This is a genomic window from Reyranella sp. (assembly GCF_965229815.1).
GTDB lineage: Bacteria > Pseudomonadota > Alphaproteobacteria > Reyranellales > Reyranellaceae > Reyranella.
In genome coordinates, this window is record NZ_CBDDJN010000001.1 from 14,352 (window position 1) to 39,585 (window position 25,234).

The following is a 25,234-nucleotide window of genomic DNA, read 5'->3' on the forward strand; positions in this document are numbered from 1 at the left end:
ATACCGTCATGGCCACCAACAACATCGGCACGATCACCCAGATCACGGGCGCCGTCGTCGACGTCCGGTTCGACGCCGACCTGCCGAACATCCTGAACGCGCTGCACGTCGAAGCCGACGGCCGCAAGCTGGTGCTGGAAGTCGCCCAGCACCTGGGCGAGTCCGAGGTCCGCACCATCGCCATGGACACGACCGACGGCCTGGTCCGCGGCGAGAAGGCGGTCGACACCGGCGGCCCGATCGCCATGCCGGTCGGACCCGAGACGCTCGGCCGCATCCTGAACGTCATCGGCGAGCCGGTCGACGAGCGCGGCCCGGTCGGCAACAAGGAGACCCTGCCGATCCATCGCCAGGCGCCCGAGTTCGTCGAGCAGTCGACCGAGGCGCAGATCCTGGTGACGGGCATCAAGGTCATCGACCTGCTGGCGCCCTACGCCAAGGGCGGCAAGATCGGCCTGTTCGGCGGCGCCGGCGTCGGCAAGACCGTGACGATCATGGAGCTGATCAACAACGTCGCCAAGGCGCACGGCGGCGTGTCGGTGTTCGCCGGCGTCGGCGAGCGCACCCGCGAGGGCAACGACCTCTATCACGAGATGATCGAATCGGGCGTCATCAAGCTCGACGGCCCGGGCTCGAAGGTGGCGCTGGTGTACGGCCAGATGAACGAGCCGCCGGGGGCGCGCGCGCGCGTCGGCCTGTCGGGCCTGACGGTGGCCGAGTATTTCCGCGACGCCGAGGGCCAGGACGTTCTGTTCTTCGTCGACAACATCTTCCGCTTCACCCAGGCGGGCTCGGAAGTGTCGGCGCTGCTGGGCCGCATCCCCTCGGCGGTGGGCTATCAGCCGACGCTCTCGACCGACATGGGCGCCCTGCAGGAGCGCATCACCTCGACCAAGAAGGGTTCCATCACCTCGGTGCAGGCCATCTACGTGCCCGCCGACGATCTCACCGACCCGGCGCCCGCCACCTCGTTCGCCCATCTCGACGCGACGACGGTGCTCAGCCGTTCGATCGCCGAGCAGGCGATCTTCCCGGCCGTCGACCCGCTCGACTCGACCTCGCGCATGCTCGACCCGCGCGTCGTCGGCGACGAGCACTACACGGTCGCCCGCGATGTGCAGCGCGTGCTGCAGCAGTACAAGTCGCTGCAGGACATCATCGCCATCCTGGGCATGGACGAGCTCTCCGAAGAGGACAAGCTGGTCGTGGCGCGCGCCCGCAAGATCCAGCGCTTCCTCAGCCAGCCCTTCCACGTCGCCGAGGTCTTCACCGGCACGCCTGGCGTGTTCGTGAAGCTCGAGGACACGATCAAGGCCTTCAAGGGCATCGTGGCCGGCGAGTACGACGAACTGCCCGAGGCCGCCTTCTACATGGTGGGCACCATCGAGGAAGCAGTCACCAAGGCCAAGAAGCTCGCGGCCGAGGCGGCCTGATCCCGATGGCCAAGGTCCTCTTCCGTCTCGTCATGCCCGAGCGCGAGGTCCTCGCGACGGAGGCCGACATGGTCGTCGTGCCGGGCACCGAAGGCGACTTCGGCGTCCTGCCGGGCCACGCGCCCCTGATCTCGACGATCCGTCCCGGCGTGATCGAGGTCTACCAGGGCGGCAAGGTCGAGCGGCGCTTCATGATCGTCGGCGGCTTCGCCGAGGTGACCCCGGAGCGCTGCACCGTGCTGGCCGACGAGGCCGTGCCCTTCGAGACGGTCACGGTCGAGCAGCTCGACCAGCGCGAGCGGCGGGCCGAGAACGACCTGACCGATGCCGCGACCGATGCCGAGAAGGTCGTGGCCGAGAAGGACCTGGCCGTCGCGCGGGACCTGAAGAGGGCCCAGGCCTACTACGCAAGTCGTTGATCCGGCGGCTGTTTTCAGCGCCAACGCGATTTGGGCCCGACACTTTTGCACGGACGGGCATTGCAAGCCGGCCCGGGCCTCGCTTTATTACGTTAAAGCGACAAGGGCGCCTGAAGGTTCTCGATCATGGGTAACTGGACTCTCGATTCGATCGCCTGGGATCGGTTCGATGCGTCGAAGGTGGATGCGGAGATCCTGCGCAACATCAAGGCCGCGGCCCTGGTGGAACGCAACGGCGGCGACTATCGCATCTACCTGAATCGCGTCTTCGCCGACGACCCCGCCTTCCTCGCCACGGTCGACGCCTGGGCGGACGAGGAGGTGCAGCACGGCATGGCGCTCGGGCGTTGGGCCCAGCTCGCCGACCCCGGCTGGGACTTCGACGGCGCTTTCGCGCGCTTTCGCGAGGGCTACAAGCTGCCCCTCACGGCCGACGCCTCGGTACGCGGCAGCCAGGCCGGCGAGATGATGGCCCGCTGCATCGTCGAGACCGGCACGAGCTCCTACTACAGCGCTCTGAAGGACGCGACTGACGAGCCGGTGCTGAAGCAGATCTGCGGCCGCATCGCGGGCGACGAGTTCCGCCACTACAAGCTCTTCTACGACCATCTCCACCGCTGCCTCGAGCGCGACCAGCTGAGCCGCTGGGGCCGCCTGCGCATCGGCTGGGGCCGCCTCGCCGAGAGCGAGGACGACGAGCTGGCCTACGCCTACTTCGCGGCCAACGAGCCCGCGGACGCCGTCTACGACCGCAAGCGCAGCATGGAGGCCTATGCCCGGCGGGCCTATCCGCTGTACCGGCCGTTCCACGTGCAGCGCGCCATCGCCATGGTGCTGAAGGCGATCGGCGTGCGGTCCCAGGGTCGGCTGAACGGCTGGCTGACCCGCGCCGGCCTCTGGTTCCTGCGCCGCCGCGCCAGCAAGCTCGCCGCCCAGGGGGCCTGATCTTGCGGGGGGCGCGCCACTCTGTGGCGCGTCATTGTTTCGACAGCCCATGAGCGTCACGGAGAGGTCGCGAAGCTATCGAAGCGCGGACCTCCAGGTCCGCATCATGATCATGAGCGGACCTGGAGGTCCGCGCTCCAAGGACGCGCCACGGCGTGGCGCCAGCTACCTGACGAGGTCGCGGAACTCGTCGACCACGGCCTCGTAGACCGCCCGCTTGAACGGCACGATGCGCTCCAGCATCTGGTCCGCAGCCAGCCACTGCCAGGCGTCGAACTCCCGGTCGTGCGCGGCGATGTCGATGTCGGAGTCGCGGCCGGTGAAGGCGAGGGCGAACCAGCGCTGGGCCTGACCCTGCCAGCGGCCCTTCCAGTGGGCCGGCCGCACGGCCTCCGGGACATCGTAGAGCAGCCACTTGGCGCTCTCGCGCAGCAACAGGGCGCGGGTCGTGCCGACCTCCTCCCACAGCTCGCGGCAGGCCGCCTCGACAGGCGTCTCGCCCTTGTCGATGCCGCCCTGGGGCATCTGCCAGGACTCCGGGCTGCCGGCGCGCCGGCCGACGAAGACGCGGCGGTCCGGCGCGATCAGCATCACGCCGACGTTGCGGCGGTAGTAGGCGGGCCGCCCGATGGTCGAGCCGACGGGCGGCGGCGGCTCTTCCGGGGCGGCGGCCGCCGGACGCGCCCGGCGGGCCACTGGCCGCGTCCTGCTGGCTGCGCCCTCCTTACTGGGCGCGGCTGCTGTAGAGCGAGATGCCGCGGATCAGGTCGGCCGCCCGCAGCAGCTGGTAGTCGGCGACGGCCTCCTTCGGCGGCTCGTCCGGATCGCGGGCCGGGGCCGGCGTGGCGGCGGCCTTGTCGTCCGGCTTGGCGGCCTCGGGCTTGGCCGCCTCGGGCTTGGCATCGGCCGGCTTGTCCGCCGGCTTGGTGTCGGCAGGCTTGTCGTTGGGGTTGGTGATCGAGCGGCGCAGGTTCTCCTCGCGGAAGCCCGGCCGTGACGTGAGGTTCTCGATCTTGGCCGGCTCGACCTCGATGTCGGGCTTGATGCCTTCCTTCTGGATGGAGCGACCCGACGGCGTGAAGTAGAGCGCCGTGGTCAGGCGGATGGCGCCGCCGCCCGTCACCTGCATGATGGTCTGGACCGAGCCCTTGCCGAACGAGCGGGTGCCGAGAATGATCGCGCGGCGGTGGTCCTGCAGCGCGCCGGCCACGATCTCCGAGGCCGACGCCGAGCCGCCGTTCATCAGCACGACGATCGGCAGGCCGCCGGTGACGTCGCCGGGCTTGGCGTTCCAGCGCTGCACGTCCTCGTTCTTGCGCGCCTTCACAGAGACGATCTCGCCCTTGTCGAGGAAGGCGTCCGAGAGCGCGATCGCCTGGTCGAGCAGGCCGCCCGGATTGTTGCGCAGGTCGAGGATGTAGCCCTTGAGCTTGTTGCCGGCCTCCTTCTTGAGCTTCTCGACGGCGTCGAGCACGCCCGAGGTCGTCTGCTCGGTGAAGGAAGTGACGCGGATGTAGCCGATGTCGCCGCCCTCGAGCCGGTAGCGCACCGACTTCACCTTGATCATCTCGCGGGTCAGCGAGACGTCGAACGGATCCTTGCCGGCCCGGCGGATCGACAGCTTGATCGGCGCGCCGACCTTGCCGCGCATCTTCTCGACCGCCTCCTGCAGGGTGAGGCCCTGCACCGGCTGGCCGTCGAGGGCGAAGATGAGATCGCCGGCCTGCAGGCCGGCCTTGGAGGCCGGCGTGTCGTCGATCGGCGACACGACCTTGACGACGCCGTTCTCCATCGTGACCTCGATGCCGAGCCCGCCGAACTCACCCTTGGTCTGGACCTGCATGTCCTTGTAGGTCTTCGGGTTCATGTAGCTCGAGTGCGGGTCGAGCGAGCTCAGCATGCCGTTGATGGCATTCTCGATCAGGGTCTTCTCTTCGACCGGCTCGACATAGTCGCGCCGCACGCGCTCCAGCACGTCGCCGAACAGGTTGAGCTGCTGGTAGAGCTCGCTCTTGTCGCCGCCCGTGCTCTTGCGGTCGCTCTTGTCCTGGGACCATGCCGTCCAGGCGACGGGCAGGGCCAGCAGGGCCATGATCGTGGCGGCGGAGGCGATGCGCAAACGGGTCATTTTGGAGCCTTCACGGGAATGGCCGCCGGGCATCCCGGCCGGGCGGCTCGATGTTTTCGGGCGTTGGATCGAGGATACAGGGGCTTCTTTGGCCGTATCAAGGCGAGGCCGGCCCGCGGGTCATCACAATCACGCCGAGGCCGCCGCGGCCTGGCCCCGGGGCACCGCCAGCACCGAAGGACGGGCCGCGCCCGACAGCAGCGAATGCCCGGTCATCTCGTCCGGCTGCGGCAGGCCCATCAGGGCGAGCATGGTTGGGGCGACATCGGCCAGCTTGCCGTCGGTCAGCGACCGGACGCCGGCCGGCGCGTTGAACAGCAGGGCCGGGACGCGGTTCAGCGTGTGCTGGGTGTGCTTCTGGTGGGTCGTCGGGTCGTACATTTCCTCGGCGTTGCCGTGGTCGGCGGTCACCAGCATGACGCCGCCCGCCTTCTCGACCGCCGCCATCAGGCGGCCGAGGCAGGCGTCGATGGCCTCGATCGCCCGCACGGCCGCCCCGAGGTCGCCGGTATGGCCCACCATGTCGCTGTTGGCGTAGTTCACGACCACGAGGTCGAAGCTGCCCGAGCCGATCGCCTCGACGAGCTTGTCCGTCACTTCCGGCGCGCTCATCTCCGGCTTGAGGTCGTAGGTCTGGACCTTGGGCGAGGGCACGAGGATGCGTTCCTCGCCGTCGAACACGCGCTCCTCGCCGCCGTTGAAGAAGAAGGTGACGTGGGCGTACTTCTCGGTTTCGGCGATGCGCAGCTGCCGCAGCCCGGCCTTCGACACGGACTCGCCCAGGCCCATGCGGATGGTCTCGGGCGGGAACAGCGTCTGGAGGAACGGGTTGAGCGCCGCCGAGTAGGTGACCATGCCGACCGCGGCGCCGAACTTCACGACTCGCGGACGGTCGAAGCCGTCGAACCGCGGGTCGAGCAGCGCCGTCAGGATCTGGCGGGCGCGGTCGGCGCGGAAGTTGAACATCAGGAGCCCGTCGCCGTCCTGCATGCCCTTGTAGCCGTCGATCACGGTGGGCTTCACGAACTCGTCGTCGAGCCCGGCGGCATAGGCCCTGTCGACCGCCTCACGGGGCGTCGCGGCGTGCTCGCCGCGGGCGTCGACGATGGCATCGTAGCCCAGCGACACGCGCTCCCAGCGCTTGTCGCGGTCCATCGGATAGTAGCGGCCCGACACGGTGGCGAAGCGGATCGGCAGGCCCTTCTTCAGGCCGCCCTCGGTATGGCGCAGGCACTCATGCGCGCTGCGGGGCGGCATGTCGCGGCCATCCAGGATGGCGTGGATCCAGACCGGGACGCCATGCCCGGCGATTTGGTTGGCGAGGAAGACGAGATGTTCCTGGTGCGAATGGACGCCGCCCGGCGACGCGAGCCCCAGCAGGTGGCAGGCCTTGCCGCTCTTCTTCAGCGTGTCGATCAGGCCGGTCAGGATCGGATGCCTGGCCAGCGAGCCGTCCTCGATGGCGTTGTCGATGCGCGGAAGCTCGGGCACGGCGACCCGGCCGGCGCCCAGGTTCATGTGGCCGACCTCGGAATTGCCCATCTGCCCCTTGGGAAGGCCGACGAAGCTTTCGGAGGCATCGACAAGCCCCTGCGGGCAGGTCGCGACAAGCCGGTCATAGTTGGGCGTGCGAGCTTCGAGGATGGCGTTGTTGTCGCGGTCCGTCCGATGCCCCCAGCCGTCGAGGATGCACAGGACCGCGGGACGGGGCGGAGAAGCCATCAGGATGCCGAGCCGGGACGGTTGGGGGTGCGCTGCACCGAGTTGAACTTGTTGGGGCAGGAGAGGTCGCGCGGATCGGTGTTGGGGTTCTGGTCCGGCACCTCGATGGCGCAGAACACGAACTCGCCGCGCGGCTCGCCGTCGATCGTGATGTCGTAGGTGTAGGTCCCCGGCGGGTCGCCCGGGATGATGCACCACGAGCGCTGCAGCACCCCGTCCTGCACCGTCTCCAGCATGCGCGTGGTGGCCCGCGTCTTGTCGTCGCTGACCTCGGTCTCCGGGCCGGCGATCACCTGCTCGGCCGGCTGCGAGGTCGTCAGCACCTCCTTCAGCGAGACGACGCGGTTCGGCCCGCCGAGATACATGCGCCAGCCGAAGCAGGCGCGGTTGAAGAGAAGCGGGATGGCATTGGTCTCGTAGTGCCGCTGCCGGCCGTCGTCGCCGGTGATCGACACGTAGGGGATGCTGCGCACGGGCCGCGTGGCCGGCTTGTCGCCCGGGCTTGTCTCCGCCGGCGTGCTCTGGGCCATGGCGGCGGAAAGGCCGGTCAGCAGGGCGGCGGCGAGGGCAGTCGCGAGGCGGCGGGTCGGGACGCGCATGGGTGCACTGTAGCCCCGCTTTTTCGTCAGAACAGAGGCAAAATCGACGCCTTGCGCACGCCGGACGCGATTCACGCCCGGTGATACGGATGGCCGGCCAGGAGCTGCTGCGCCCGGTAGATCTGCTCGGCCAGCATCGCGCGCGCCAGCAGGTGCGGCCAGGTCATGGCGCCGAAAGACAGGACCAGGCCCGCCTTCGCCAGCAGGGGCTCGGCATGGCCCTCGGCGCCGCCGATCAGGAAGGCGACGTCGGACACCGAGCCGTCCCGCCAGCGGCCGAGCCGGTCGGCGAAGGCCTGGCTGTCCAGCGGGCTGCCGCGCCGGTCGAGGGCCACCAGGGTGGCGCCGGCCGGCGCGGCGGCCAGCAGCAGCTCGCCCTCGCGCAGCATGAGCTGGGCAGGCGGCAGCTTCTTCTTCTCCTCGAGCTCGCGGAGCGCGAGCGGCCAGCGGATGCGGCCGGCATAGTGTTCGTAGAGATCGCGCTCGGGGCCGCGACCGGCGCGGCCGATGCAGGCGATCGTCAGCCTCACGCCGGCTTCTTGACCCGTCGCGGGCGTGCCGGCCGGGCGGCCTTCGGCTTGGCGGCCTCGGTCTCCATCGCCCACATCTTCTCGAGCGCATAGAAGGCGCGCGGCTCGGGCCGGAAGACATGCACCACCACGTCGCCGGCATCGACCAGCACCCAGTCGCCGGTCTGCTTGCCCTCGACCGGCGTGAAGCCGTGGCCCGCCTGCTTCAGCCGGTCGGCGAGATGCTCGGCGATCGCCACCACCTGCCGGTTCGAGCGGCCGGAAGCGATCACCATGTAGTCGGCGAAGGCCGACTTCCCCTTGAGGTCGATGACGACGACATCCTCGGCCTTGTCCTCGTCCAGCGACCGGCGCACCAGGGCGAGCAGCGCCGCGGCGTCCTTGCTGCGGTCGGGCAGCGTGCGGATCGTGTCCTTGATGGTCTGTCCTTTCGTCTTGCGTCGCGGCCGGGCGGCGCGGATGGCCGTGGCCGAATGGCTGTCGAGCCGGCCGGGCAGGAAGCACCAGGCCGGCGGCGGGCGGTCGGCCAGGCTGCGCGCCGCATCGGCCATTATACGATGGTCCGCGAAGGCGCGCGGCGCCGGCGCGACCAGCGCCGGGTAGCCCCAGCCCGGCCGCGCGAAGGCGGCGAGGGGGATCGCCTCGAAGAGCTCGCGCCAGCCGCGCCAGTCGACGAGCTGGGGCAGGATGTCGGCGCCCATCAGCCACACGAAGCGCGCCCGCGGATAGGTCCGCCGCAGCGCCCGCACCGTGTCGAGCGTGTAGCGGGTGCCCAGCGCCAGCTCGGGCGCGTCGATGCGGATCCGCGGATGGAGGCCGACGATCTGGTGGGCGCGTGCCACGCGGGTGGCGAGCGGCTCCATGCCGTCGCCGGCCTTGAGCGGGTTCTGCGGCGACACCAGCCACCAGACCTCGTCGAGGCCGAGCCGCTTCAGCGCCTCCAGGCTGATGTGGAGATGGCCTTCGTGGGCCGGGTTGAACGAGCCGCCGAGCAGCCCGATCCGCCGTGCCGTGTCGCGCGGCACGCCCGGCATCGGGTGAAGGGCGGCGGTCATCGCGATGTCCACCGCAGCTCATGTTCCTCTCCCACGCGAGGGGGAGAGGCCAGGAGAGGGGGTATCGAAGGCTCGCGCGACCCCCTCACCCAACCTCTCCCCCTCGCGGGGGAGAGGAGCATGGAGGAGCGTTTCCAACCCCTCATGGGCGCAGCGTGCCCTGGCCGCGCACGACGTTCTTGTAGGTGGTGAGCTCGACCAGGCCGACCGGCCCGCGCGCATGCATGCGGTTGGTCGAGATGCCGATCTCCGCGCCCAGCCCGAACTCGCCGCCGTCGGCGAACTGGGTGCTGGCATTGTGCATGACGATGGCGCTGTCGACCTCGCCCAGGAAGCGCCGCGCCGTGGCTTCGTTGCCGGTGACGATCGATTCGGTGTGCTGGCTGCCGTAGCGGGCGATGTGGCGGATCGCGCCCTCGACGCCGTCGACCGTGGCGACCGAGATCACCGGCGCCAGGTACTCGGTGCGCCAGTCCTTGTCGCTGGCGGCGAGCGCCTGCGGGTCGCGCTTCTGCACCTCGGCGTCGCCGCGCACCTCGCAGCCCAGCGCGTGCAGCTTCGCCAGCACCGGCATCAGGTGGGTGTCGAGCGCGGCCCGGTCGACGAGCAGCGTCTCGGCGGCGCCGCAGACGCTGACGCGGCGCATCTTGGCGTTGGCCACGAGGTCGGTCGCCATGGCGATGTCGGCGTCGCGGTCGACATAGACGTGGCAGATCCCGTCGTAGTGGCGCAGGACGGGGACGCGGCTTTCCTCGGTCACGCGGTCGATCAGCGACCGGCCGCCGCGCGGCACGATGAGATCGAGCCAGCCGGTGGCGCGCAGCATCTCGCCCACCGCGGCGCGGTCGGTGGTCGGCACGAGCTGCACGCAGTCCTCGGGCAGGCCGGCGTCCGCGAGCGCCCGGCGCAGCAGCTCGACGATGGCGCGCGAGGAATGGAAGCTGTCGGAGCCGCCGCGCAGCACCACGACGTTGCCCGACTTGATGCAGAGCGCGCCGGCGTCGGCGGTGACGTTGGGCCGCGCCTCGTAGATCACGCCGATGATGCCGATCGGCACCCGCACGCGGCTGATCTCGAGCCCGTTCGGCCGCGTCCAGCGCTCGATCTCGGCGCCCACCGGATCGGGCAGGGCCACGATGTCGTCGAGGCCGCGGGCCATCGCCTCGACGCGCGCCTCGGTGAGCAGCAGCCGGTCCTGCAGCGCCGCCGTCATGCCGGCGGCCTGCGCCGCCGCGATGTCGCGCGCGTTGGCGGCGAGGATCGCGCCGGCCTCGGCGCGGATCAGCCGCGCCGCCTCGGCCAGCGCCCGGTTCTTGGCCTCGGTCGAGGCCGTGCGCAGGGCAGCGGCGGCCTCGCGGGCGTGGGCGCCCAGCTCGGCCATGATCGCGGCGGCGTCCTCGGCGGGCTTGGTCTGAACGTTCATCGGCCGCTCCAGTATATCCCCGGCTGTCGTCACTCGACCACGAGGTCGTCGCGATGGACGATCTCGTCCCGGCCGCGGAAGCCCAGCAACCGCTCGATTTCGGCGCTCTTGCGGCCGGCGATCCGGCGGGCGTCCTCGGCAGCATAGGCGACCAGACCGCGACCCAGCAGGCGGCCGGCGGGGTCGCGGACGTCGACCACGTCGCCGCGGCGGAAATCGCCGGCGACCGCGGTGACGCCGGCCGGCAGCAGGCTCTTGCCGGCCGACAGGGCGCGCACGGCACCGTCGTCGACGGTCAGCGAGCCCGCGGTCTTGAGCGAACCGCGGATCCATTTCTTGCGGGCCGACCGCGGCGAGGCCTCGGGCAGGAACCAGCTGCAGCGGGCGTGGCGGTCGATCAGCGCGCCCAGCGCGCCGACGGCACGGCCGTTGGCGATCGCCATGCGGCAGCCGGCGGCCATGGCGATGCGGCCGGCGATCAGCTTGGTCGCCATGCCGCCGTTGCTGAGCGCCGACGCGGCATTGCCGCCCATCGCCTCGATGGCCGGCGTGATCTCGCGGATTTCAGGGATGAAGGTCGCCGTGGGGTCGATCCGGGGGTCGCCGGTGTAGAGGCCATCGATGTCGGACAGCAGCACCAGCGTGTCGGCCGAGATCATCTCGGCGACGCGGGCGCCCAGCCGGTCGTTGTCGCCGAAGCGGATCTCGTCGGTGGCGACCGTGTCGTTCTCGTTGATCACCGGCACCGCCTTGAGCCCGAGCAGCGTCGCCATGGTCTGGCGGGCGTTGAGGTAGCGGCGGCGCTCCTCGGAATCGTCGAGCGTCAGCAGGATCTGCGCGACCGTGATGCCGTGGCGGGCCAACGCCTCCTGATAGGCGTGGGCGAGCCGGATCTGGCCGGTCGCGGCGGCCGCCTGGCTCTCCTCGAGCCGCAGCGGTCCGCCGGGCAGGGCGAGATGGGTGCGCCCGAGCCGGATGGCGCCGGAGGACACCAGCACGATCTCGCAGCCTTTCGCGTGCAGCCGCGCCACGTCGTCGGCCAGGGCCTCGAGCCAGTCGCGCCGGATCTCGCCCTTCGCCTCGTCGACCAGCAGCGAGGAGCCGACCTTGACGACGAGACGCCGGGCGTCCAGCAGCGTGGTCACGCCGCTTCCCGTGCGCCGTCGCGCTGCCGGTCGACCAGCTTCATCAGCTCGTGCAGCAGGGGCTGCACGCCTTGGCCGGAAACGCCCGAGATGAGATGCACCGTCTTGCGGCAGGCCTTGGCCAGCAGGGCGCGTTTCGCCTCGACGTCTTCCGGCGTCATGGCGTCGGTCTTGTTCAGCGCCACCACTTCCTTCTTGCGCGCGAGGTTGCCGCCATAGGCCTTGAGCTCGGCGCGCACCGTGCGATAGGCGCCGACCACGTCGTCCTGCGTGCCGTCGACCAGGTGGAGCAGGGCGCGGCAGCGCTCGACATGGCCGAGGAAGCGCGTGCCGAGCCCGGCTCCCTCGCTCGCGCCCTCGATCAGCCCGGGAATGTCGGCGACCACGAACTCGCGGTCGCCCACCTTCACGACGCCGAGGCCGGGATGCAGCGTGGTGAACGGATAGTCGGCGATCTTCGGCCGGGCGTTGGAGGTGGCCGACAGGAAGGTCGACTTGCCGGCGTTGGGCAGCCCGACCAGGCCGATGTCGGCGATCAGCTTCAGCCGCAGCCAGATCCAGCGCTCCTCGCCGGGCCAGCCCTTGTCGGCGCGGCGCGGCGCGCGGTTGGTCGAGCTCTTGTAGTGCAGGTTGCCGTAGCCGCCGTCGCCGCCCTTGCACAGGACGATGCGCTGGCCGACCTCGGTCAGGTCGGCAAGCAGCGTCTCGTTGTCCTCGGCGAAGACCTGGGTGCCGCGCGGCAGGCGCAGCACGACGTCCTTGCCGCGGCCGCCAGTGCGCTGGCTGCCCATGCCGTGGTGGCCGGTCTCGGCCTTGAAGTGCTGGGCATAGCGGTAGTCGATCAGCGTGTTCAGACCATCGACGCATTCCAGCACGACGTCGCCGCCGCGGCCGCCGTCGCCGCCGTCTGGCCCGCCGAACTCGATGAACTTCTCGCGGCGGAAGCCGACGCAGCCCGCGCCGCCGTTGCCGGAGCGGACGTAGATCTTGGCCTGGTCGAGGAACTTCATGGCGGTTGTCCCAAAAACGAAAAGGGGGAACGGCGAGCCGCTCCCCCTTCGAAAGGCGATGGGTCGGGAACGGCTATTCGGCGGCGACCGGCACCGGCAGCACGTTCACCTCGACCTTGCCGCGCGAGCGCGTGCGGAAGGTCACGACGCCGTCGGCGGTGGCGAAGAGCGTGTGGTCGCGGCCGATGCCGACATTCTCGCCGGCGTCCATCTTGGTGCCGCGCTGGCGGACCAGGATGTTGCCCGCGAGGACCTTCTGGCCGCCGAAGCGCTTGACGCCCAGCCGCTTGCTCTCTGAGTCGCGGCCGTTACGCGAGGAGCCGCCTGCTTTTTTATGTGCCATGACTGTCTACTCCGGTCGCCCTGGGATCTCGGAATCAGGCGACGATCTGTTCGATCTTGACCACCGTCAGGTCCTGGCGGTGGCCGTTCTTGCGCCGCGAATTCTGGCGGCGCCGCTTCTTGAAGACGATCAGGTGCGGTCCGCGCGCCTGCTTGACGATCGAGCCGACGACCTTGGCGCCGGCGACGGTCGGCGCGCCGACCTTCTCGCCGACCATCAGCACGTCGTCGAACTCGACCTTGTCGCCGGCCGCGCCCGCGATGCGCTCGACCGTGAGCGTGTCGTCGGCGGCGACCGTGTATTGCTTTCCACCCGTGCGGATAACGGCGATCATGATCACACCTGACTGAGGTCCCCGGCTTCGGATCGACCCACAATCCCTGGGGGATAAGGTGGGCGGAAGACCCTAGATGCCGGAAGACACGAAAGAGCACGGCGGGCCAGACCGACCCGCCGGAGGAGCGCGGAATATACGCAGGAAGCCTCCCGAGTCAACGCCGGAAAGCCAGGAAACCCGCTGCCCGCCGACATTTCCGGCCGAGTCGACGCCGCTGTTGCTACCGGAAATCCACCCCCCTATAAGCGGGGCCCCGGAGAGGTGCCAGAGTGGTCGATTGGGACGGTCTCGAAAACCGTTGTGCGTGCAAGCGTACCGTGGGTTCGAATCCCACCCTCTCCGCCAATTTCCCTTCGGGACCGCCCAACAGTGGGCTTTTTTGCGGGTCTTGGTTATCCATCCCACAAATCATCCCGCATTCCTTTCTTCCTCCTTGGGCGGGGATGCTCGCCTGAGGGAGTATTGGCGGCCCTTCGAGCACTCGCGCTGATGGCCAATTGGCAGCGCGAAGCGCCGGCTCAGAAGCGGAAATAGATGAACGGGTTGAAGCTGTTGGCGGCCAGCAGCAGCATGGAATAGACGAGGCACAGGCTGGCGAGGCCGATCTGTGCCGCCAGCATCGCGGGCCGATCGAAGCGCAGCTTGTAGAACTGCTCCAGCGGCGTGAAGGCGAAGAACACTCCAAGCGCGAGATAGGCGAGCGTGTCGTGCTGCAGATAGGCGGCCAGTGGCCGATAGTCGCTGATGGGGAGTCCGAGGAGGAACATCGCAGCCAGGTAATCCCATGCAACCGCCAGGGTCGGCGCGCGGAAGAAAACCCAGCCGATGCTCACCAGGATGAACGTCGCGCCAAGGGCCGCCACGCCGGCTGGCCGCCAGCGCCGGTGGGCATATCGCTCGGCGACCAGCAGGGTGCCGTGATACAGGCCCCAGACAATGAAGGTGAGGCCTGCCCCGTGCCACAGGCCGCACAGGAAGAACACGATCCACAGATTGGCGAAGGTGCGCAGCGTTCCGTGCCGATTGCCGCCGAGCGGGATGTAGAGGTAGTCGCGAAACCAGCGGGACAGGGTCATGTGCCAGCGGCGCCAGAACTCCGTGATGGTGGCCGAACGATAGGGCTGATCGAAGTTCTCCGGAAAATGGAAACCAAGCACGCGCCCCAGCCCGATGGCCATGTCGGAGTAACCGGAGAAGTCGAAGTAGATCTGCAGGGAGTAGCACAGGATGCCGACCCAGGCGTGCTCCCAGGAAAGCTCGTTCGGCGGCAGCGCGAAGATCGCGTCGACGACGACGCCGAGATTGTCGGCGACCACCATCTTCTTGCCGAGTCCCAGACAGAAGCGATAGCCGCCCTCGCTCAGGGCCATCCGGTCGACCTTGCGGTCATCCATCTCCAGCCTGATCTCGCTGAACCTGACGATGGGACCGGCGACCAGCTGCGGGAAAAGTGAATGGTAGACGGCGAACTCGCCATAGCCCGACGCCGGCGGAATCTCCCGCCGGTAGACGTCGATGAGATAGGAGATCGCCTGGAAGGTGAAAAAGGAGATGCCGACCGGCAGCGGGATCTCCGGGGCGGCGGGAAGCGGCGGAAGCGCGAAGGCGGCGAAGCCGTCGCCCAGCAGCCGCCAGAGGAAGCTGACGTATTTGTAATAGCCGAGACCCAGCAGATTGAGCGCGATGCCCAGCGCCAGCAGCCGGACGCGCCAGGGTTGGCTTGCCGGCGCGATTCGAACGGCCAGGAACTGGTTCAGCCATATGGAGGCGAGCAGCACGATGACCGTGCTGCCGGCGCCGACGGCGTAGAAGATCAGGCTTGCCGTCAAGATCAGCCAGTTCTTGCGTCGGTCGTGGATCAGGAAATACAGCGCGAAAAAAACTGGCAGGAAGCCGTACAGGAACAACTGCGAGCTGAAGACCATTCCCGCCTGCCGTCGCGCTATTGGGCGCGCTGGGCAGTGAATCCCACGAATGGCGCGTTGTGAAGCAGAGGCGCGTAGTACTGGTAGATGAAATACTTGGTGCCCGGCGGGACGCTGTCGAGAAGCAGCGCCAAGCGGTCGAATGCGATGCGGCTGTTCTGGATGTGGAAGCGCCGGAACGAGCAGAAGTACCGATGTAGCCCTACTGCCGAGTAAAGATCGGCGAACGAATTGCCCCACAGCACGGTCCCGGGCAGGCGCCTGGCGCAAAGGTCATCGGTGGACTGGTACTCCCACGCGAACAGGGGCGCGATGCCTTCCTCGGCACGATCGAATTCGCGGATGTCCGGCACAGTCCAACGGCCGGTGGAATCCTGGCCGCCAACAACGTAGGCGCCGCCCAGACCGGTGACCTTTTCGACCACCGGGACCAGCGGCGCGAGGAACCGCGCTTCGTTTCCCGCATCCCAAAGGTCGTGGAGTCGCCCGAAGGTCTCATTCAAGGTCACATCGCCACGGTTCTCGATCTGCGCGATTCGCGCGACAATCTCTCTGGCAACGGCGACTTGAGCGAACGCCGTCGCATGCAGATCCGTCTTGAAGTAGAGGTGTTCGGGATTGGCCGGTTTCTCCCGCCGAAGGATGTCCTCGACATCGATGAACGTAAGGGCATCGGAATTCGAGAGGAAGCGGCGCAACCGGTCGTGATTGCCGCCCGGCAGGAGCAGCCGGCCATTCGCCGGCACGTGTTCAGGATAGACCATCGACTTGTCGGGATAGCCGACGACGACGAGTCTCAGGCCCTTCTCCTGCAGACGACGGGCAAGATCGCCGAAGCTTGCCGTCAGCGCCTCGAAGCCTGCCGCATCGAGGCGCTCGAGGGGCAAGCCCGGATCTCGCTCGAACAGCCAATCATCCGAGCCGACATAGACCCGGCGCGACGTCGAGAAGACCGAATAGTCGATCTGGTTCTTTGCGCGAATGAAGAGATCGCGAAAGCCCGCTCGGTCGTCGAACCATTTGTTGAGGCCATCGGCAAAATCGCCATGGGCGCGCGTCAGCAGTTGTAGCGACGGGAAGGCATGGGGCGCGCGGTGCTCATTGACCGGCTTCACGATCGTGCCGAAGACCGGGAAGAGGGTCTGCAGCAACGGGACCGTCAGGCACGCGACCAGCAGAGCGATGAATGCAACGGGTAGCAGCCTGGGCATGAACGTAGCTTGGGCCAGTCTGCCAGCGGCGTTCCAGAGATTCTAGTCCGCTTCCAAAATGGCCGTTTCGGTCGATTTCAGCATGTGCGGCCACAATCTGTGGTCGGCTGCGAATCATATTCCATGTAACGAAACTTAAATACTAAGGCGTTGAAAATACACAATTGATAGTTTTGCCTCTCCCAGGATCCTGCAATCACGCGGGAGGCGCGCCGGCACTGGCGACGCGGGAAGCGCACGGATCAGGTCTTGGATAGCGTCGCCTTGCCCTGCATTTGGCTGCCCAAGGCCACGGATGATTTCGGCCTGCCGGTTGCGCCTCGACCTCGCCATAGCTCGTGAAGGTCGTCAAAACGCCTTCGTGGCCTAGGTTCTGCGACCACGCCTTGTACTGCTCGGGCGACTGGCAAAGCTGCTGCCCAAGGCGTGCCAGCGTCTTCCGCAGGCTGTGAGGCAACGGATCCGGCGCCTCCAGACGGATATGCTCAGCCTCCTGATAGACGACGCCTTCTCACGGCTGGAGGGTCGGCGCGGCGCGGGGCCGGTCTCTGCCGCTCGCCCATCCTGAGCCAGTCGCGGAGAGTCTCGCCGCTCATCGTCACGGGCGCCGACCGCGCGGGCGACTGCCAGCGGCCGCTGTCGATCTCCTCGATCTCCTTGGCGAGACTCCGCGAGACGAAGCGCGAGAAGGGACCGAGGTGGAGATAGAAGGCGGAGATCGTGCCGACCGCCTGGAGCGCGCCGCGATTGTCGCGCGCGCAGTCGATGAGCGCCTTGAGGTAGTGGCCGAGGAGCATCGGGTGCACGCGAACGACCGCCCAAAGGAGGCGGAACAAAGCGGCCCAGTCGGCGGCGTCGAGGCCGGCGAGGCGCCACGCCGGCCGGGGGGGCGGCTTCCGGGCTGGCCAGAAGCAGTCCAGCTTCCGCGCCGCGCGACTCACCCGCCCGAAGAAGGCCTGCGGCGTGTAGATCCGGTCGATCACGCTCTTGTAGTCGGCCAGCACCTCCCGCCGCGGGCGCAGCGTCTCGAAATTGAGGCCGAGCAGGCACTGGTCGCCACCACCCGCCCGGAACCGTTCCATCTGCCAGGTGAGGGGATACAGGCGGCCTTCGCGGGCGAGCCGGGTCGTCAGCTGCGTGTTCGCGAGCGCCGTGAGCAGGCCCGCCATGCAGATGGCGATGTCGGCCTCCTCGATGCAGTCGACCATTCCGTCGGCGATGCTGCCCTTCTCGCTGTCGAAGCCGACGATGAAGCCTGCGATGACGAACATGCCGGCCGCGTAGATCCGGTCGATGCTGGCCGTGAGGCTGCGGCGGGCATTCTGCTTCTTCCGGGTCGCCACCAGCGTGTCGCCGTCGGGACTCTCGATGCCGACGAACACGACGAAGAAGCCCGCCTCGCGCATCAGCGCCAGCAACGCCTCGTCGTCGGCGAGATTGACCGAGGCTTCGGTCGAGAAGGCGAAGGGATAGTCGTGCTCCTTCTGCCAGGCGATGAGCCGGGGCAGGAATTCCTTCACGGCCTTCTTGTTGCCGATGAAGTTGTCGTCGACGAAGTCGAGATGGCCGCGATAGCCGGTCCGGCGGATGGCCTCCAGCTCGGCCAGCATCTGCTCGGCCGTCTTCACCCGCGGCCGGCGACCGTAGAGCTCGATGATGTCGCAGAACTCGCAGGTGAACGGGCAGCCGCGCGAGAACTGCAGGGCGAGGTAGAGATAGTCGCCGCCGCGCAGCAGGTCGTACCGGGGAACCGGACTGCGGGTGACGTCGACGCTGAACTTCTCGGCGGTGAAGGTGCCGCGGCGCGCGCCGGCGTTCCAGGCGTCGATCCATGCCTGGATGACCGTCTCGGCCTCGCCGATCACCACAAAATCGGCGTGGGCGTAGAAACCCGGCTCGGAGGTGACGTCCGGCCCCCCGACCACCACGACCTTGCCGCGCGCCTGCGCGCGGTCGATCACGTCGAGGCAATCGGCCCGCTGGACGATCATGCCGCCGGTCATGACCAGATCGGCCCAATCGAGGTCGGCGTCGGTCAGGGCGGCGACGTTCCGGTCGACCAGCCGGCACGTCCAGTCGGCGGGCAGCAGGGCAGCGACCGTCAGGAGGCCGAGCGGAATGGCGGAATGGCGGGCGCCTCCCACCATGCAGATGGCCTTGTTGTTCCAGAAGGTCGCCATCGGGAACTGGGGCGACACCAGGAGGACGTTGCAGGGGGTCACGGCGCCGGGCCCACGGGCGGCTTTCCGGCCGGCGAGGGTGTCGCGGGGCCCTGCGCGAGAGCGGATCGAGGGGAGCGCGATCCCGCCATCGACCCGTCGGTCAGCGCCGTCCTGCGCGGTCGACCGGGCCGCCGCGGTTGGGGCCGTTGCCCGGCGCCACGCCGGGCCCGGGCGCACCAGCCCCGGCACCCGGCGTCACTCCGACGCCCGGCGCGCCGGCACCGACGCCCGGCCTGACGCCGACGCCCGGGGCGCCGACATCGGTGCCGGGCCGCACGACGCAGCCCTTCGGCACACCCACAGACTTGCAGTAGACCTCGGCGCTGGCGCCGGTCGCGAGGGTGAGGGCGAGGCCCAGCGATGCGAGACCGAACAGACGAATCATGAGTCACTCCCGGCATTTCGCGCCTTGTCCGTGGACCGCCGCCCGCCCTGTCGGCGAGCGTGGCGGCCACGCCCTGCGCGCGCCTGCAGAGTGTGCGTCAAATGGCCGGGCTGCGCCATGTCTCTCCCTGCGGGGCGCGGCACGCCGGCGCCTCACTTTTCGCCCAGCCACTCCTTCCAGAGGCCGCGGCGCTGCTTGCGGGCCTCAGCCTCGGCGGTGGCGTAGCGCTGGCCGGCATGCGGCTCGAAGGCCAGGGTCTCGTTGAGGTCGATGCCGTAGGCCATGCCGGCGGCGATCAGCCCGCTGCCGATGTCGCCGCCCAGCGCGTCGTTCACGGTGCAGTGCGCCACGATGCGGCAGTCGCGGTCGAAGCGGATGGGCCGGCACTTCAGCTTGTGGTCGGCCCTGTCGAGCAGGTCCTGCAGGGTCGCGCGGGCGCGCATGCCGGGGACGGTCTCGGCCTTCGCGGCGTCGCGCAGCTCGGGCGCCTGCACCCCCCACAGGCGGATCGGGGCCTTCAGGCCGACGCCGACGATCGTGTTGCCATCGGCGACATAGGCCTCGCCCGACCACGTCGCGGGCAGTGGTCCCTGCGCGGCGCAATCGGGTCCGTCGGGCCGAGAAGGCGGCGGCGGTGCCGGCGCAGGAGCGGGGGCCGGCTTGCGCGGCCCCGACTGGGCCAGCGCGGCGACGGGCAGAGCGAGAACGGGCAGAGCGAGGACGGCGAGGGCAGCCGAGGCCAGGATCAGGCGTTTCATGGAGGGATAGTGTCCGCCTATTGTGGCCGGCGAGCGGCACCCCGCCGATGCGGCGCCGCCGGCGGGCAGGAGGCACGAGGAAGGGGATCGCACATGTGGCCGACCGAAAGCATCTGGGGCAACGTCCTGATCTTCGCCGCCGTGGGCTACGCCATGATCCTGAGCGCCGCCCTCGGCAGCGTGCTCGGCCAGTCGGGAGCGGGCCGCAAGGTGCTGGGCGCTGCGCCCTTCGTCCTGGCCGTGGCGCTGGTCGCCTATGTCGGCACGTCGCTGGTGCTGGCCGACCGTCCCGGACCCACCGACTGTCTCTACGACAAGTCCCATCCCTCGGAGTGCTGATGGCGGCGGGCGCCGCGGCGGGCGATAAGAGACGAGCCCGCGGCACGGCAGAGACCGGCGGCCGCGACGGCGCCCGTCCGGAGATCGCCCGTGAGTGCACCCGTGTCCCTGCCCGCCGAGCTCGTCGTCCTCAACTATTTCGGCGACATCGTCTTCGCCTTCAGCGGCGCGCTGGTTGCCGCCCGCCATCGCATGGACGTGCTGGGCATCGTGCTGATCGGGACCGTCACGGGGATCGGCGGCGGGACGCTGCGCGACATCATCCTCAATCATCCCGTGTGGTGGGTCGGCAATCCGGTCGAGCTCCTGCTCTGCGCCGGCACGGCGCTGGCCGCCTATTTCGTGAAGCGCCTGCCGGGCGGCACGCGGGGCCTCGCCCAGTGGGCGGACGCCATCGGGCTCGCCGCCTTCGCGGTGGTCGGCGCGCATGTCGCCCAGACCGACGGCGCCTCGTTCGTCGTCGTGGCCTTCCTCGGCATGCTGACCGCCACCGGCGGCGGCGTGCTGCGCGACCTTCTCACCAACACCCGGCCCATGATCCTGAGTGGCGAGCTCTACGCCACGGCGGCCCTGCTGGGCGCGGCGGCCTACACGGCGCTGTCGCCGCTCATGGCGAACCAGACGGCCGCGGCCTTCCTGGCCTTTGCGCTGTGCCTCGCCGTCCGGGGGGCCTCGATGGTGTTCCACATCCGCTTCGGCATCGTCGGCGAGCCCCTGCTGACGATGCAGCGCCGGCCGGGCGGCGCCGAAAGCGATGCCTGATCCCGCGGTCGGTCCGCCGCGCGGCGCGGGCTGCCGCTACAGGGACAGGTTGAAAGCGATCGAGATGCGCTCGGCGCTGCCGCGATAGGGCCGCACCTGGTGCATGAGCCACGAGGGGAACAGCACCATGCGGCCGGCCCGCGGCGACAGCCGCTCGGTGGCGCCGGCCGTCAGGCCGCCGGGCATGGCGACGCCGAGATGCGGGGCGTTCATCGCCGGCAGGGCGCCGCGCGGGTCCATGAACTCGATCTCGCCGCCCAGCGACGGATCCTCGGCGATGCCGCCATCGTCGACATAGTAGACGCCCGACCAGTAGGCGCCGGGATGGGAGTGGAACTCGTTGGCGTGGCCGCTGCGGTTGATGTTCGCCCACATGTTGCCGTGCCAGGTGATGGCGAAGAAGCCGGGATGCGGGCCGCTGCCGGCCGCACCCTTGCGGTCGGTGGTGATCCGGTTGGCGACGTTGCGGGCGACGGCGAGCAGCTTGACGGCCGGCGCGCCGCCCCAGCGATCCATGTCCCAGCTCGACTGGTAGCCGCCGAGGTTGGAGTGCTGGGTGCTGGGATGCGTCAGTTCGCGCTGGAGGATGACGCGCCGCAGGTCGGCGTTGAGAGCGGCGCTGTCGGCGACGTCGAAGGTGACCAGCGGGGTCGGGAATATCGGGATGATCTCGGGGGTATTCGGAGAGCTCATGGAGGGCGACCTGACCGGCGGGGGCGGAACCTAACCCGGCGGCTCTTCCGCCCGGTTGGGCACAAATGCATGTCACCCATGCTGCCGCATGTCACGCTTCGTGACCCGAGGGAGCGCGACTCGGGGCGCCTCCAAGGCGCTGCAAAGATGGCGGCCGACCCTGTAGGCTTGCCCACCACTAACGGTCTCGCATCCGGGGAGGATCGGTCATGAACAAGGATTTCCGCAAGCTCGGCGGCAGTGCCCTCAGCGTCTTCCCCATCGGCCTCGGCTGCATGTCGCTGTCAGGCGCCTACGGCAAGGCGAGCGACGACGAGGGCATCGCGGTGATCCACCACGCAATCGATCGCGGCGTCACCTTCCTCGACAGTTCCGACATGTACGGCTGGGGTCACAACGAGAGCCTGCTGGGCAAGGCGCTGGCCGGCGGCCGCCGCGACAAGGTCGTGCTGGCGACCAAGTTCGGCCAGACGCAGCGGCCGGGCGGGGCCAACGGGGTCGACGGCCGGCCCGCCTACGTCCAGCAGGCCTGCGAGGCCAGCCTGAAGCGGCTCGGCGTCGACGTCATCGACCTCTACTACCAGCATCGCGTCGATCCCTCGGTGCCGATCGAGGACACGGTGGGTGCGATGGCGGAGCTGGTGAAGCAGGGCAAGGTGCGGGCGCTCGGCCTGAGCGAGGCCAGGCCCGAGACCATCCGCCGCGCCCACAAGGTCCATCCCATCGCCGCGGTGCAGAGCGAGTACTCGCTGCTCTACCGCGTCGACGCCGAGGAGACGCTGAAGACGACGCGCGCGCTCGGCATCTCCTTCGTCGCGTACTCGCCGCTCGGCCGCAGCCTGCTCACCGGGGCCGTGCGGCAGGCTTCGGACATTCCCGAGGGCGACGGGCGGGGCCGCCATCCGCGCTTCGCGGCCGACAACCTGGCGCAGAACCTCCAGAAGGTCACGGCCATCGAGGCCGTCGCCGCCGACAAGGGCTGCCGGCCGGGGCAGGTGGCGCTGGCCTGGCTGCTGGCGCAGGGCCCCGACATCGTGCCGATCCCCGGCACCAAGCGTGCGGCGCGGGTCGACGAGAACCTGGCGGCGCTCGACGTCGTGCTGAGCGACGTGGACCTCGCTCGCCTGTCGTCCGCCCTGCCGCCCGGTGCGGCCGCCGGCACGCGCTATCCGGAAGCCGGCATGAAGGGCGTCTACCTGTAGGCGGGGACCGCCGCCGGATCACAGTCTCGACGCATTGTGTAGCGACGATCCGCAGTGCCCGCCGAGGCGCGCCGCGCGGCCTGACAGGCCTGCCCGCGGCGTGTATGGAAGCGCCGCCGCCACCCTTTGAGGGATCCGCTGCCAATGTCGGACGAGATCGTCTTCTATCACAACCCGCAGTCGCGCGCGCAGATGGTGCACTGGATGCTCGAGGAGGCGGGAGCGCCCTACCGCATCGTGCCGATCGATTTCGCGAAGGGCGAGAACAGGACGCCGGCCTTCCTGGCGCTGAACCCGATGGGCAAGCTGCCGACCATCGAGCACCGCGGCATGGTCGTGACCGAGACGGCTGCCATCATCGCCTATCTCGCCGACGCCTTTCCGGCGGCCGGCCTGGCGCCGCCGCCGGGCGATGCGCGGCGCGCACCCTACTATCGCTGGCTGTTCTTCGGCGCCGGCTGCATCGAACCGGCGATGCTCGACAAGATGATGAACAGGCCGCCGGTCGAGCGCAAAGCCGCGGTCGGCTGGGGCAGCTACGAAGACGTGATGGCGACGCTTCGCCAGGCGCTCGCCGGCGGCCCCTACCTGCTCGGCGAGGCCTTCAGCGCCGCCGACGTCTATGTCGGCTCGGAGCTGCGCTGGGCCATGATGTTCGGCGCGCCGGGCGTCAAGGGCGAGCCGGTGTTCGAGGCATATGTCGCACGCCTGTCGGCGCGGCCCGCGGCCCGACGCACGGTGGCCGGCTGACCCCGGTGCGATGAGCAGTCCCACCACCAGCCGCCGGCTCGCGACCATCCTGGTCGCCGACGTCGTCGGCTACAGCCGGCTGATGCGCGCCGACGAGGAAGGGACCTTCGTCGACCTGCGCGCGCATTTCATCGAGCTGGTGGCGCCCGTCGTGCGCCGCTTCCACGGCCGCATCGTGAAGACCGCGGGCGACGGCATGCTCGTGGAATTCGGCAGCGCCGTCGAGGCCGTGCGATCGGCCGTCGAGCTCCAGCGCGGCATGGCCGAGCGCAACGCGACGACGCCGGCCGAGCGCCGCCAGGCGCTGCGCATCGGCCTGCATCTCGGCGATGTCATCGTGTCGGACAACGACGTGTTCGGCGACACGGTCAACGTCGCCTCGCGTCTGGAGGGGCTGGCCGAGCCCGGATCCATCGTCCTGTCGTCGAGCGTGTTCGAGCAGGTGCGTGACAAGCTGGCGCTGCCGTTCCGCCCGCAGGGCTCGCGCGCCCTGAAGAACATCGACCGGCGCATCCAGGTCTATGCCCTCGATTCCGCGGCCCTGCTCCAGGACGAGGCCGCGGCTCCCGCCGGCGGCTTCCTGCGCCGACGGCACGCGCTGCTGGCGGCCGCGGCGGCCGCCACCGCGCTCGTCGCGGGCGGCGCGGTCCTCTACCTCGGCGACCGCGGCCTCGCGACCAGCGAGGTCGCCGAGACGGCGGTGCGCCCGAGCGTCGAGAGCGGCCTTTCGGTGGCCGTGCTGCCCTTCGTCAACCAGAGCGGCGATGCGGGACAGGACTATTTCTCCGACGGCCTGACCGAGGACATCACCCGCGCACTGGGACGCTTCCGGGAGCTCACGGTCATCGCCTATGGCGCCGTGCTTCCCTTCCGCAACAAGGAGCTGCCGCTGCCGGAACTCGGCCGCATGCTCAACGCCCGCTATCTGGTGAGCGGCAGCGTGCGCCGCATGGGACCGCGCGTGCGCGTCACGGTCCAGCTGAACGACGCGGCCCGGAGCACGCAGCTCTGGTCCGAGCAGTACGACGACGAGCTGAGCGACATCTTCGCGGTGCAGGACCGCATCGCCCGCCGTGTCGCCGGCACGCTGGCGTCGAGCCTGCAGCAGATCGCTCTGCAGCAGAGCCTGCGCAAGCCGACCGACAACCTCGACGCCTACGACCAGCTGCTGAGGGCCCGCGCGCTCGCCGCCGACCCGACGCGCGCCGCCAACCGCGCGGCGCGCGAGATGATCGAGCGGGTGATCCGGCTCGCGCCGGACTACGCCGACGCCCATGCCGAGCTGGCCGACCTCACCTTCCAGCGCGCCACCTTCGGCTGGTCGGAGTTCGCGCAGGCGGATGTCGAGACCGCGATCCGACTGGCGAAGAAGGCGATCGAACTCGACGCCGATTGCGTGTTGGCCCACAGCGTGCTGGCGCGGGCCTACACCTCCATCCAGCGGTACGATCTCGGCCTCGCGGAGTCGCAGCGCGCCCTGCAGCTCAATCCCAGCGACGCGGAGGTGCTGCTGGCGCGCGCCGCCGTGCTGCTCTGGACGGGACGGCTGGGCGAATCGATCGCCGCCGCCGAGACGGCGCGGCGCCTGAACGACAGCATCGGCCCCGAGGCCGCGTTCAACCTCGGCCTCGCCTACCTGCTGAAGCATCGCTACACCGATGCCGTCACCCTGATCGAGGCGCAGCGCGTGCGCTATCCGGCCTACCCGCTGCTCGACTTCCCCCTGGCGGCCGCCTACGCCGAGCTCGGCCGCACGGCCGACGCCCGTGAGGCGGCCCGGCAGGGCCGGCTCAAGAACCCGCATTTCGACCTGCCGAGCTTCGGCTCGCGCTTCCAGGACCCCGCGCTGCATCGCGAGCTCGAGCGCAGCCTGCGCAAGGCCGGCCTGACCTGAGGCC

At 69.4% G+C, this 25,234-nt stretch carries 24 protein-coding genes, 1 tRNA gene and 1 pseudogene; 9 read left to right on the forward strand and 17 right to left on the reverse strand.

What is annotated here, in order from left to right; translation table 11 throughout:
• The first annotated feature begins 8 nt into the window (after positions 1-8).
• From atpD to ACO073_RS00090, 3 genes are all read left to right on the forward strand, one after another.
• Positions 9-1,433, forward strand: coding sequence for a F0F1 ATP synthase subunit beta (gene atpD, locus ACO073_RS00080; protein ID WP_421994000.1), 1,425 nt, complete (start codon positions 9-11; stop codon positions 1,431-1,433).
• Positions 1,434-1,438: 5 nt separating this feature from the next.
• Complete coding sequence (gene atpC, locus ACO073_RS00085; protein ID WP_421994002.1) at positions 1,439-1,852, forward strand: ATP synthase F1 subunit epsilon; 414 nt, start codon at positions 1,439-1,441, stop codon at positions 1,850-1,852.
• 126 nt (positions 1,853-1,978) lie between these two features.
• Positions 1,979-2,797, forward strand: coding sequence for a ferritin-like domain-containing protein (locus ACO073_RS00090; RefSeq protein ID WP_421994004.1), 819 nt, complete (start codon positions 1,979-1,981; stop codon positions 2,795-2,797).
• 165 nt (positions 2,798-2,962) lie between these two features.
• Here the strand turns inward: ACO073_RS00090 and ACO073_RS00095 are convergent, their stop codons facing one another.
• From ACO073_RS00095 to rplU, 11 genes and pseudogenes are all read right to left on the reverse strand, one after another.
• Entirely contained in the window at positions 2,963-3,427 is a 465-nt protein-coding gene (locus tag ACO073_RS00095) for an RNA pyrophosphohydrolase (RefSeq protein ID WP_421994122.1), read from the reverse strand.
• A gap of 94 nt (positions 3,428-3,521) precedes the next feature.
• Positions 3,522-4,925 carry a S41 family peptidase gene (locus tag ACO073_RS00100; protein WP_421994006.1) on the reverse strand — a complete coding sequence of 468 codons (1,404 nt, stop codon included), beginning with the start codon at positions 4,923-4,925 and terminating at the stop codon, positions 3,522-3,524.
• Positions 4,926-5,054: 129 nt separating this feature from the next.
• Positions 5,055-6,647 carry a 2,3-bisphosphoglycerate-independent phosphoglycerate mutase gene (gpmI, locus tag ACO073_RS00105; RefSeq protein ID WP_421994008.1) on the reverse strand — a complete coding sequence of 531 codons (1,593 nt, stop codon included), beginning with the start codon at positions 6,645-6,647 and terminating at the stop codon, positions 5,055-5,057.
• On the reverse strand, positions 6,647-7,246 hold the full coding sequence (locus tag ACO073_RS00110; RefSeq protein ID WP_421994010.1) for a hypothetical protein: 600 nt from the start codon (positions 7,244-7,246) through the stop codon (positions 6,647-6,649). Before ACO073_RS00110 ends, gpmI begins: the two co-directional genes overlap by 1 nt.
• A 71-nt stretch (positions 7,247-7,317) precedes the next feature.
• Positions 7,318-7,776 (reverse strand): 23S rRNA (pseudouridine(1915)-N(3))-methyltransferase RlmH, encoded by a 459-nt coding sequence (gene rlmH / locus ACO073_RS00115; protein ID WP_421994012.1) that lies wholly within the window; start codon positions 7,774-7,776, stop codon positions 7,318-7,320.
• Positions 7,773-8,831 (reverse strand): nicotinate-nucleotide adenylyltransferase, encoded by a 1,059-nt coding sequence (locus ACO073_RS00120; RefSeq protein ID WP_421994014.1) that lies wholly within the window; start codon positions 8,829-8,831, stop codon positions 7,773-7,775. The genes rlmH and ACO073_RS00120 overlap by 4 nt, the downstream gene beginning before the upstream one ends.
• A gap of 142 nt (positions 8,832-8,973) precedes the next feature.
• The gene (locus tag ACO073_RS00125; protein WP_421994016.1) at positions 8,974-10,254 is read right to left on the reverse strand and encodes a glutamate-5-semialdehyde dehydrogenase; all 1,281 of its coding nucleotides are present in this window, start codon (positions 10,252-10,254) and stop codon (positions 8,974-8,976) included.
• Between the two features lie 29 nt (positions 10,255-10,283).
• Entirely contained in the window at positions 10,284-11,399 is a 1,116-nt protein-coding gene (proB, locus tag ACO073_RS00130) for a glutamate 5-kinase (protein WP_421994018.1), read from the reverse strand.
• Positions 11,396-12,409: a GTPase ObgE gene (gene obgE / locus ACO073_RS00135; RefSeq protein ID WP_421994020.1), complete on the reverse strand. Its 1,014-nt coding sequence runs from the start codon at positions 12,407-12,409 to the stop codon at positions 11,396-11,398. The genes proB and obgE overlap by 4 nt, the downstream gene beginning before the upstream one ends.
• A 73-nt stretch (positions 12,410-12,482) precedes the next feature.
• Positions 12,483-12,752: a 50S ribosomal protein L27 gene (gene rpmA / locus ACO073_RS00140; RefSeq protein WP_421994022.1), complete on the reverse strand. Its 270-nt coding sequence runs from the start codon at positions 12,750-12,752 to the stop codon at positions 12,483-12,485.
• Between the two features lie 40 nt (positions 12,753-12,792).
• Positions 12,793-13,086, reverse strand: a pseudogene (rplU, locus tag ACO073_RS00145) (50S ribosomal protein L21); the annotation flags it as partial.
• 258 nt (positions 13,087-13,344) lie between these two features.
• On the opposite strand from rplU, the gene ACO073_RS00150 reads away from it, so the two are divergent.
• Positions 13,345-13,434, forward strand: a tRNA-Ser gene (locus ACO073_RS00150).
• Between the two features lie 173 nt (positions 13,435-13,607).
• Here ACO073_RS00150 and ACO073_RS00155 read toward each other — a convergent pair.
• From ACO073_RS00155 to ACO073_RS00175, 5 genes are all read right to left on the reverse strand, one after another.
• Complete coding sequence (locus ACO073_RS00155; protein WP_421994024.1) at positions 13,608-15,014, reverse strand: MBOAT family O-acyltransferase; 1,407 nt, start codon at positions 15,012-15,014, stop codon at positions 13,608-13,610.
• Positions 15,015-15,031: 17 nt separating this feature from the next.
• Positions 15,032-16,225 (reverse strand): alginate O-acetyltransferase AlgX-related protein, encoded by a 1,194-nt coding sequence (locus ACO073_RS00160; protein WP_421994026.1) that lies wholly within the window; start codon positions 16,223-16,225, stop codon positions 15,032-15,034.
• Positions 16,226-16,710: 485 nt separating this feature from the next.
• Positions 16,711-18,447, reverse strand: a complete 1,737-nt coding sequence (locus tag ACO073_RS00165) for a B12-binding domain-containing radical SAM protein (RefSeq protein ID WP_421994028.1) — start codon at positions 18,445-18,447, stop codon at positions 16,711-16,713.
• A gap of 100 nt (positions 18,448-18,547) precedes the next feature.
• Positions 18,548-18,832 carry a hypothetical protein gene (locus ACO073_RS00170; protein WP_421994030.1) on the reverse strand — a complete coding sequence of 95 codons (285 nt, stop codon included), beginning with the start codon at positions 18,830-18,832 and terminating at the stop codon, positions 18,548-18,550.
• Positions 18,833-18,984: 152 nt separating this feature from the next.
• Entirely contained in the window at positions 18,985-19,590 is a 606-nt protein-coding gene (locus tag ACO073_RS00175) for a thermonuclease family protein (RefSeq protein ID WP_421994032.1), read from the reverse strand.
• Between the two features lie 93 nt (positions 19,591-19,683).
• Here ACO073_RS00175 and ACO073_RS00180 point away from each other — a divergent pair, with 93 nt between their 5' ends.
• On the forward strand, positions 19,684-19,929 hold the full coding sequence (locus ACO073_RS00180; RefSeq protein WP_421994034.1) for a hypothetical protein: 246 nt from the start codon (positions 19,684-19,686) through the stop codon (positions 19,927-19,929).
• Positions 19,930-20,019: 90 nt separating this feature from the next.
• Positions 20,020-20,691 carry a trimeric intracellular cation channel family protein gene (locus ACO073_RS00185; RefSeq protein ID WP_421994036.1) on the forward strand — a complete coding sequence of 224 codons (672 nt, stop codon included), beginning with the start codon at positions 20,020-20,022 and terminating at the stop codon, positions 20,689-20,691.
• A 36-nt stretch (positions 20,692-20,727) separates the two neighbouring features.
• Here the strand turns inward: ACO073_RS00185 and ACO073_RS00190 are convergent, their stop codons facing one another.
• Positions 20,728-21,384 (reverse strand): TIGR02466 family protein, encoded by a 657-nt coding sequence (locus ACO073_RS00190; RefSeq protein ID WP_421994038.1) that lies wholly within the window; start codon positions 21,382-21,384, stop codon positions 20,728-20,730.
• 209 nt (positions 21,385-21,593) lie between these two features.
• Here ACO073_RS00190 and ACO073_RS00195 point away from each other — a divergent pair, with 209 nt between their 5' ends.
• From ACO073_RS00195 to ACO073_RS00205, 3 genes are all read left to right on the forward strand, one after another.
• Positions 21,594-22,586, forward strand: a complete 993-nt coding sequence (locus tag ACO073_RS00195) for an aldo/keto reductase (RefSeq protein WP_421994040.1) — start codon at positions 21,594-21,596, stop codon at positions 22,584-22,586.
• Between the two features lie 144 nt (positions 22,587-22,730).
• Complete coding sequence (locus tag ACO073_RS00200; protein WP_421994042.1) at positions 22,731-23,336, forward strand: glutathione S-transferase family protein; 606 nt, start codon at positions 22,731-22,733, stop codon at positions 23,334-23,336.
• A 10-nt stretch (positions 23,337-23,346) separates the two neighbouring features.
• Positions 23,347-25,230: an adenylate/guanylate cyclase domain-containing protein gene (locus ACO073_RS00205; protein WP_421994044.1), complete on the forward strand. Its 1,884-nt coding sequence runs from the start codon at positions 23,347-23,349 to the stop codon at positions 25,228-25,230.
• Positions 25,231-25,234 lie beyond the last annotated feature (4 nt).

Excerpts from the sequence above, each read along its gene's own strand:
- atpD (WP_421994000.1), top strand. The coding sequence starts at position 9 with ATGGCCACCAACAACATCGGCACGATCACCCAGATCACGGGCGCCGTC.
- atpC (WP_421994002.1), top strand. The coding sequence starts at position 1,439 with ATGGCCAAGGTCCTCTTCCGTCTCGTCATGCCCGAGCGCGAGGTCCTC.
- ACO073_RS00090 (WP_421994004.1), top strand. The coding sequence starts at position 1,979 with ATGGGTAACTGGACTCTCGATTCGATCGCCTGGGATCGGTTCGATGCG.
- ACO073_RS00100 (WP_421994006.1), bottom strand. The coding sequence starts at position 4,925 with ATGACCCGTTTGCGCATCGCCTCCGCCGCCACGATCATGGCCCTGCTG.
- gpmI (WP_421994008.1), bottom strand. The coding sequence starts at position 6,647 with ATGGCTTCTCCGCCCCGTCCCGCGGTCCTGTGCATCCTCGACGGCTGG.
- ACO073_RS00110 (WP_421994010.1), bottom strand. The coding sequence starts at position 7,246 with ATGCGCGTCCCGACCCGCCGCCTCGCGACTGCCCTCGCCGCCGCCCTG.
- ACO073_RS00120 (WP_421994014.1), bottom strand. The coding sequence starts at position 8,831 with ATGACCGCCGCCCTTCACCCGATGCCGGGCGTGCCGCGCGACACGGCA.
- ACO073_RS00125 (WP_421994016.1), bottom strand. The coding sequence starts at position 10,254 with ATGAACGTTCAGACCAAGCCCGCCGAGGACGCCGCCGCGATCATGGCC.
- obgE (WP_421994020.1), bottom strand. The coding sequence starts at position 12,409 with ATGAAGTTCCTCGACCAGGCCAAGATCTACGTCCGCTCCGGCAACGGC.
- rpmA (WP_421994022.1), bottom strand. The coding sequence starts at position 12,752 with ATGGCACATAAAAAAGCAGGCGGCTCCTCGCGTAACGGCCGCGACTCA.
- ACO073_RS00155 (WP_421994024.1), bottom strand. The coding sequence starts at position 15,014 with ATGGTCTTCAGCTCGCAGTTGTTCCTGTACGGCTTCCTGCCAGTTTTT.
- ACO073_RS00160 (WP_421994026.1), bottom strand. The coding sequence starts at position 16,225 with ATGCCCAGGCTGCTACCCGTTGCATTCATCGCTCTGCTGGTCGCGTGC.
- ACO073_RS00170 (WP_421994030.1), bottom strand. The coding sequence starts at position 18,832 with ATGATTCGTCTGTTCGGTCTCGCATCGCTGGGCCTCGCCCTCACCCTC.
- ACO073_RS00175 (WP_421994032.1), bottom strand. The coding sequence starts at position 19,590 with ATGAAACGCCTGATCCTGGCCTCGGCTGCCCTCGCCGTCCTCGCTCTG.
- ACO073_RS00180 (WP_421994034.1), top strand. The coding sequence starts at position 19,684 with ATGTGGCCGACCGAAAGCATCTGGGGCAACGTCCTGATCTTCGCCGCC.
- ACO073_RS00190 (WP_421994038.1), bottom strand. The coding sequence starts at position 21,384 with ATGAGCTCTCCGAATACCCCCGAGATCATCCCGATATTCCCGACCCCG.
- ACO073_RS00195 (WP_421994040.1), top strand. The coding sequence starts at position 21,594 with ATGAACAAGGATTTCCGCAAGCTCGGCGGCAGTGCCCTCAGCGTCTTC.
- ACO073_RS00200 (WP_421994042.1), top strand. The coding sequence starts at position 22,731 with ATGTCGGACGAGATCGTCTTCTATCACAACCCGCAGTCGCGCGCGCAG.
- ACO073_RS00205 (WP_421994044.1), top strand. The coding sequence starts at position 23,347 with ATGAGCAGTCCCACCACCAGCCGCCGGCTCGCGACCATCCTGGTCGCC.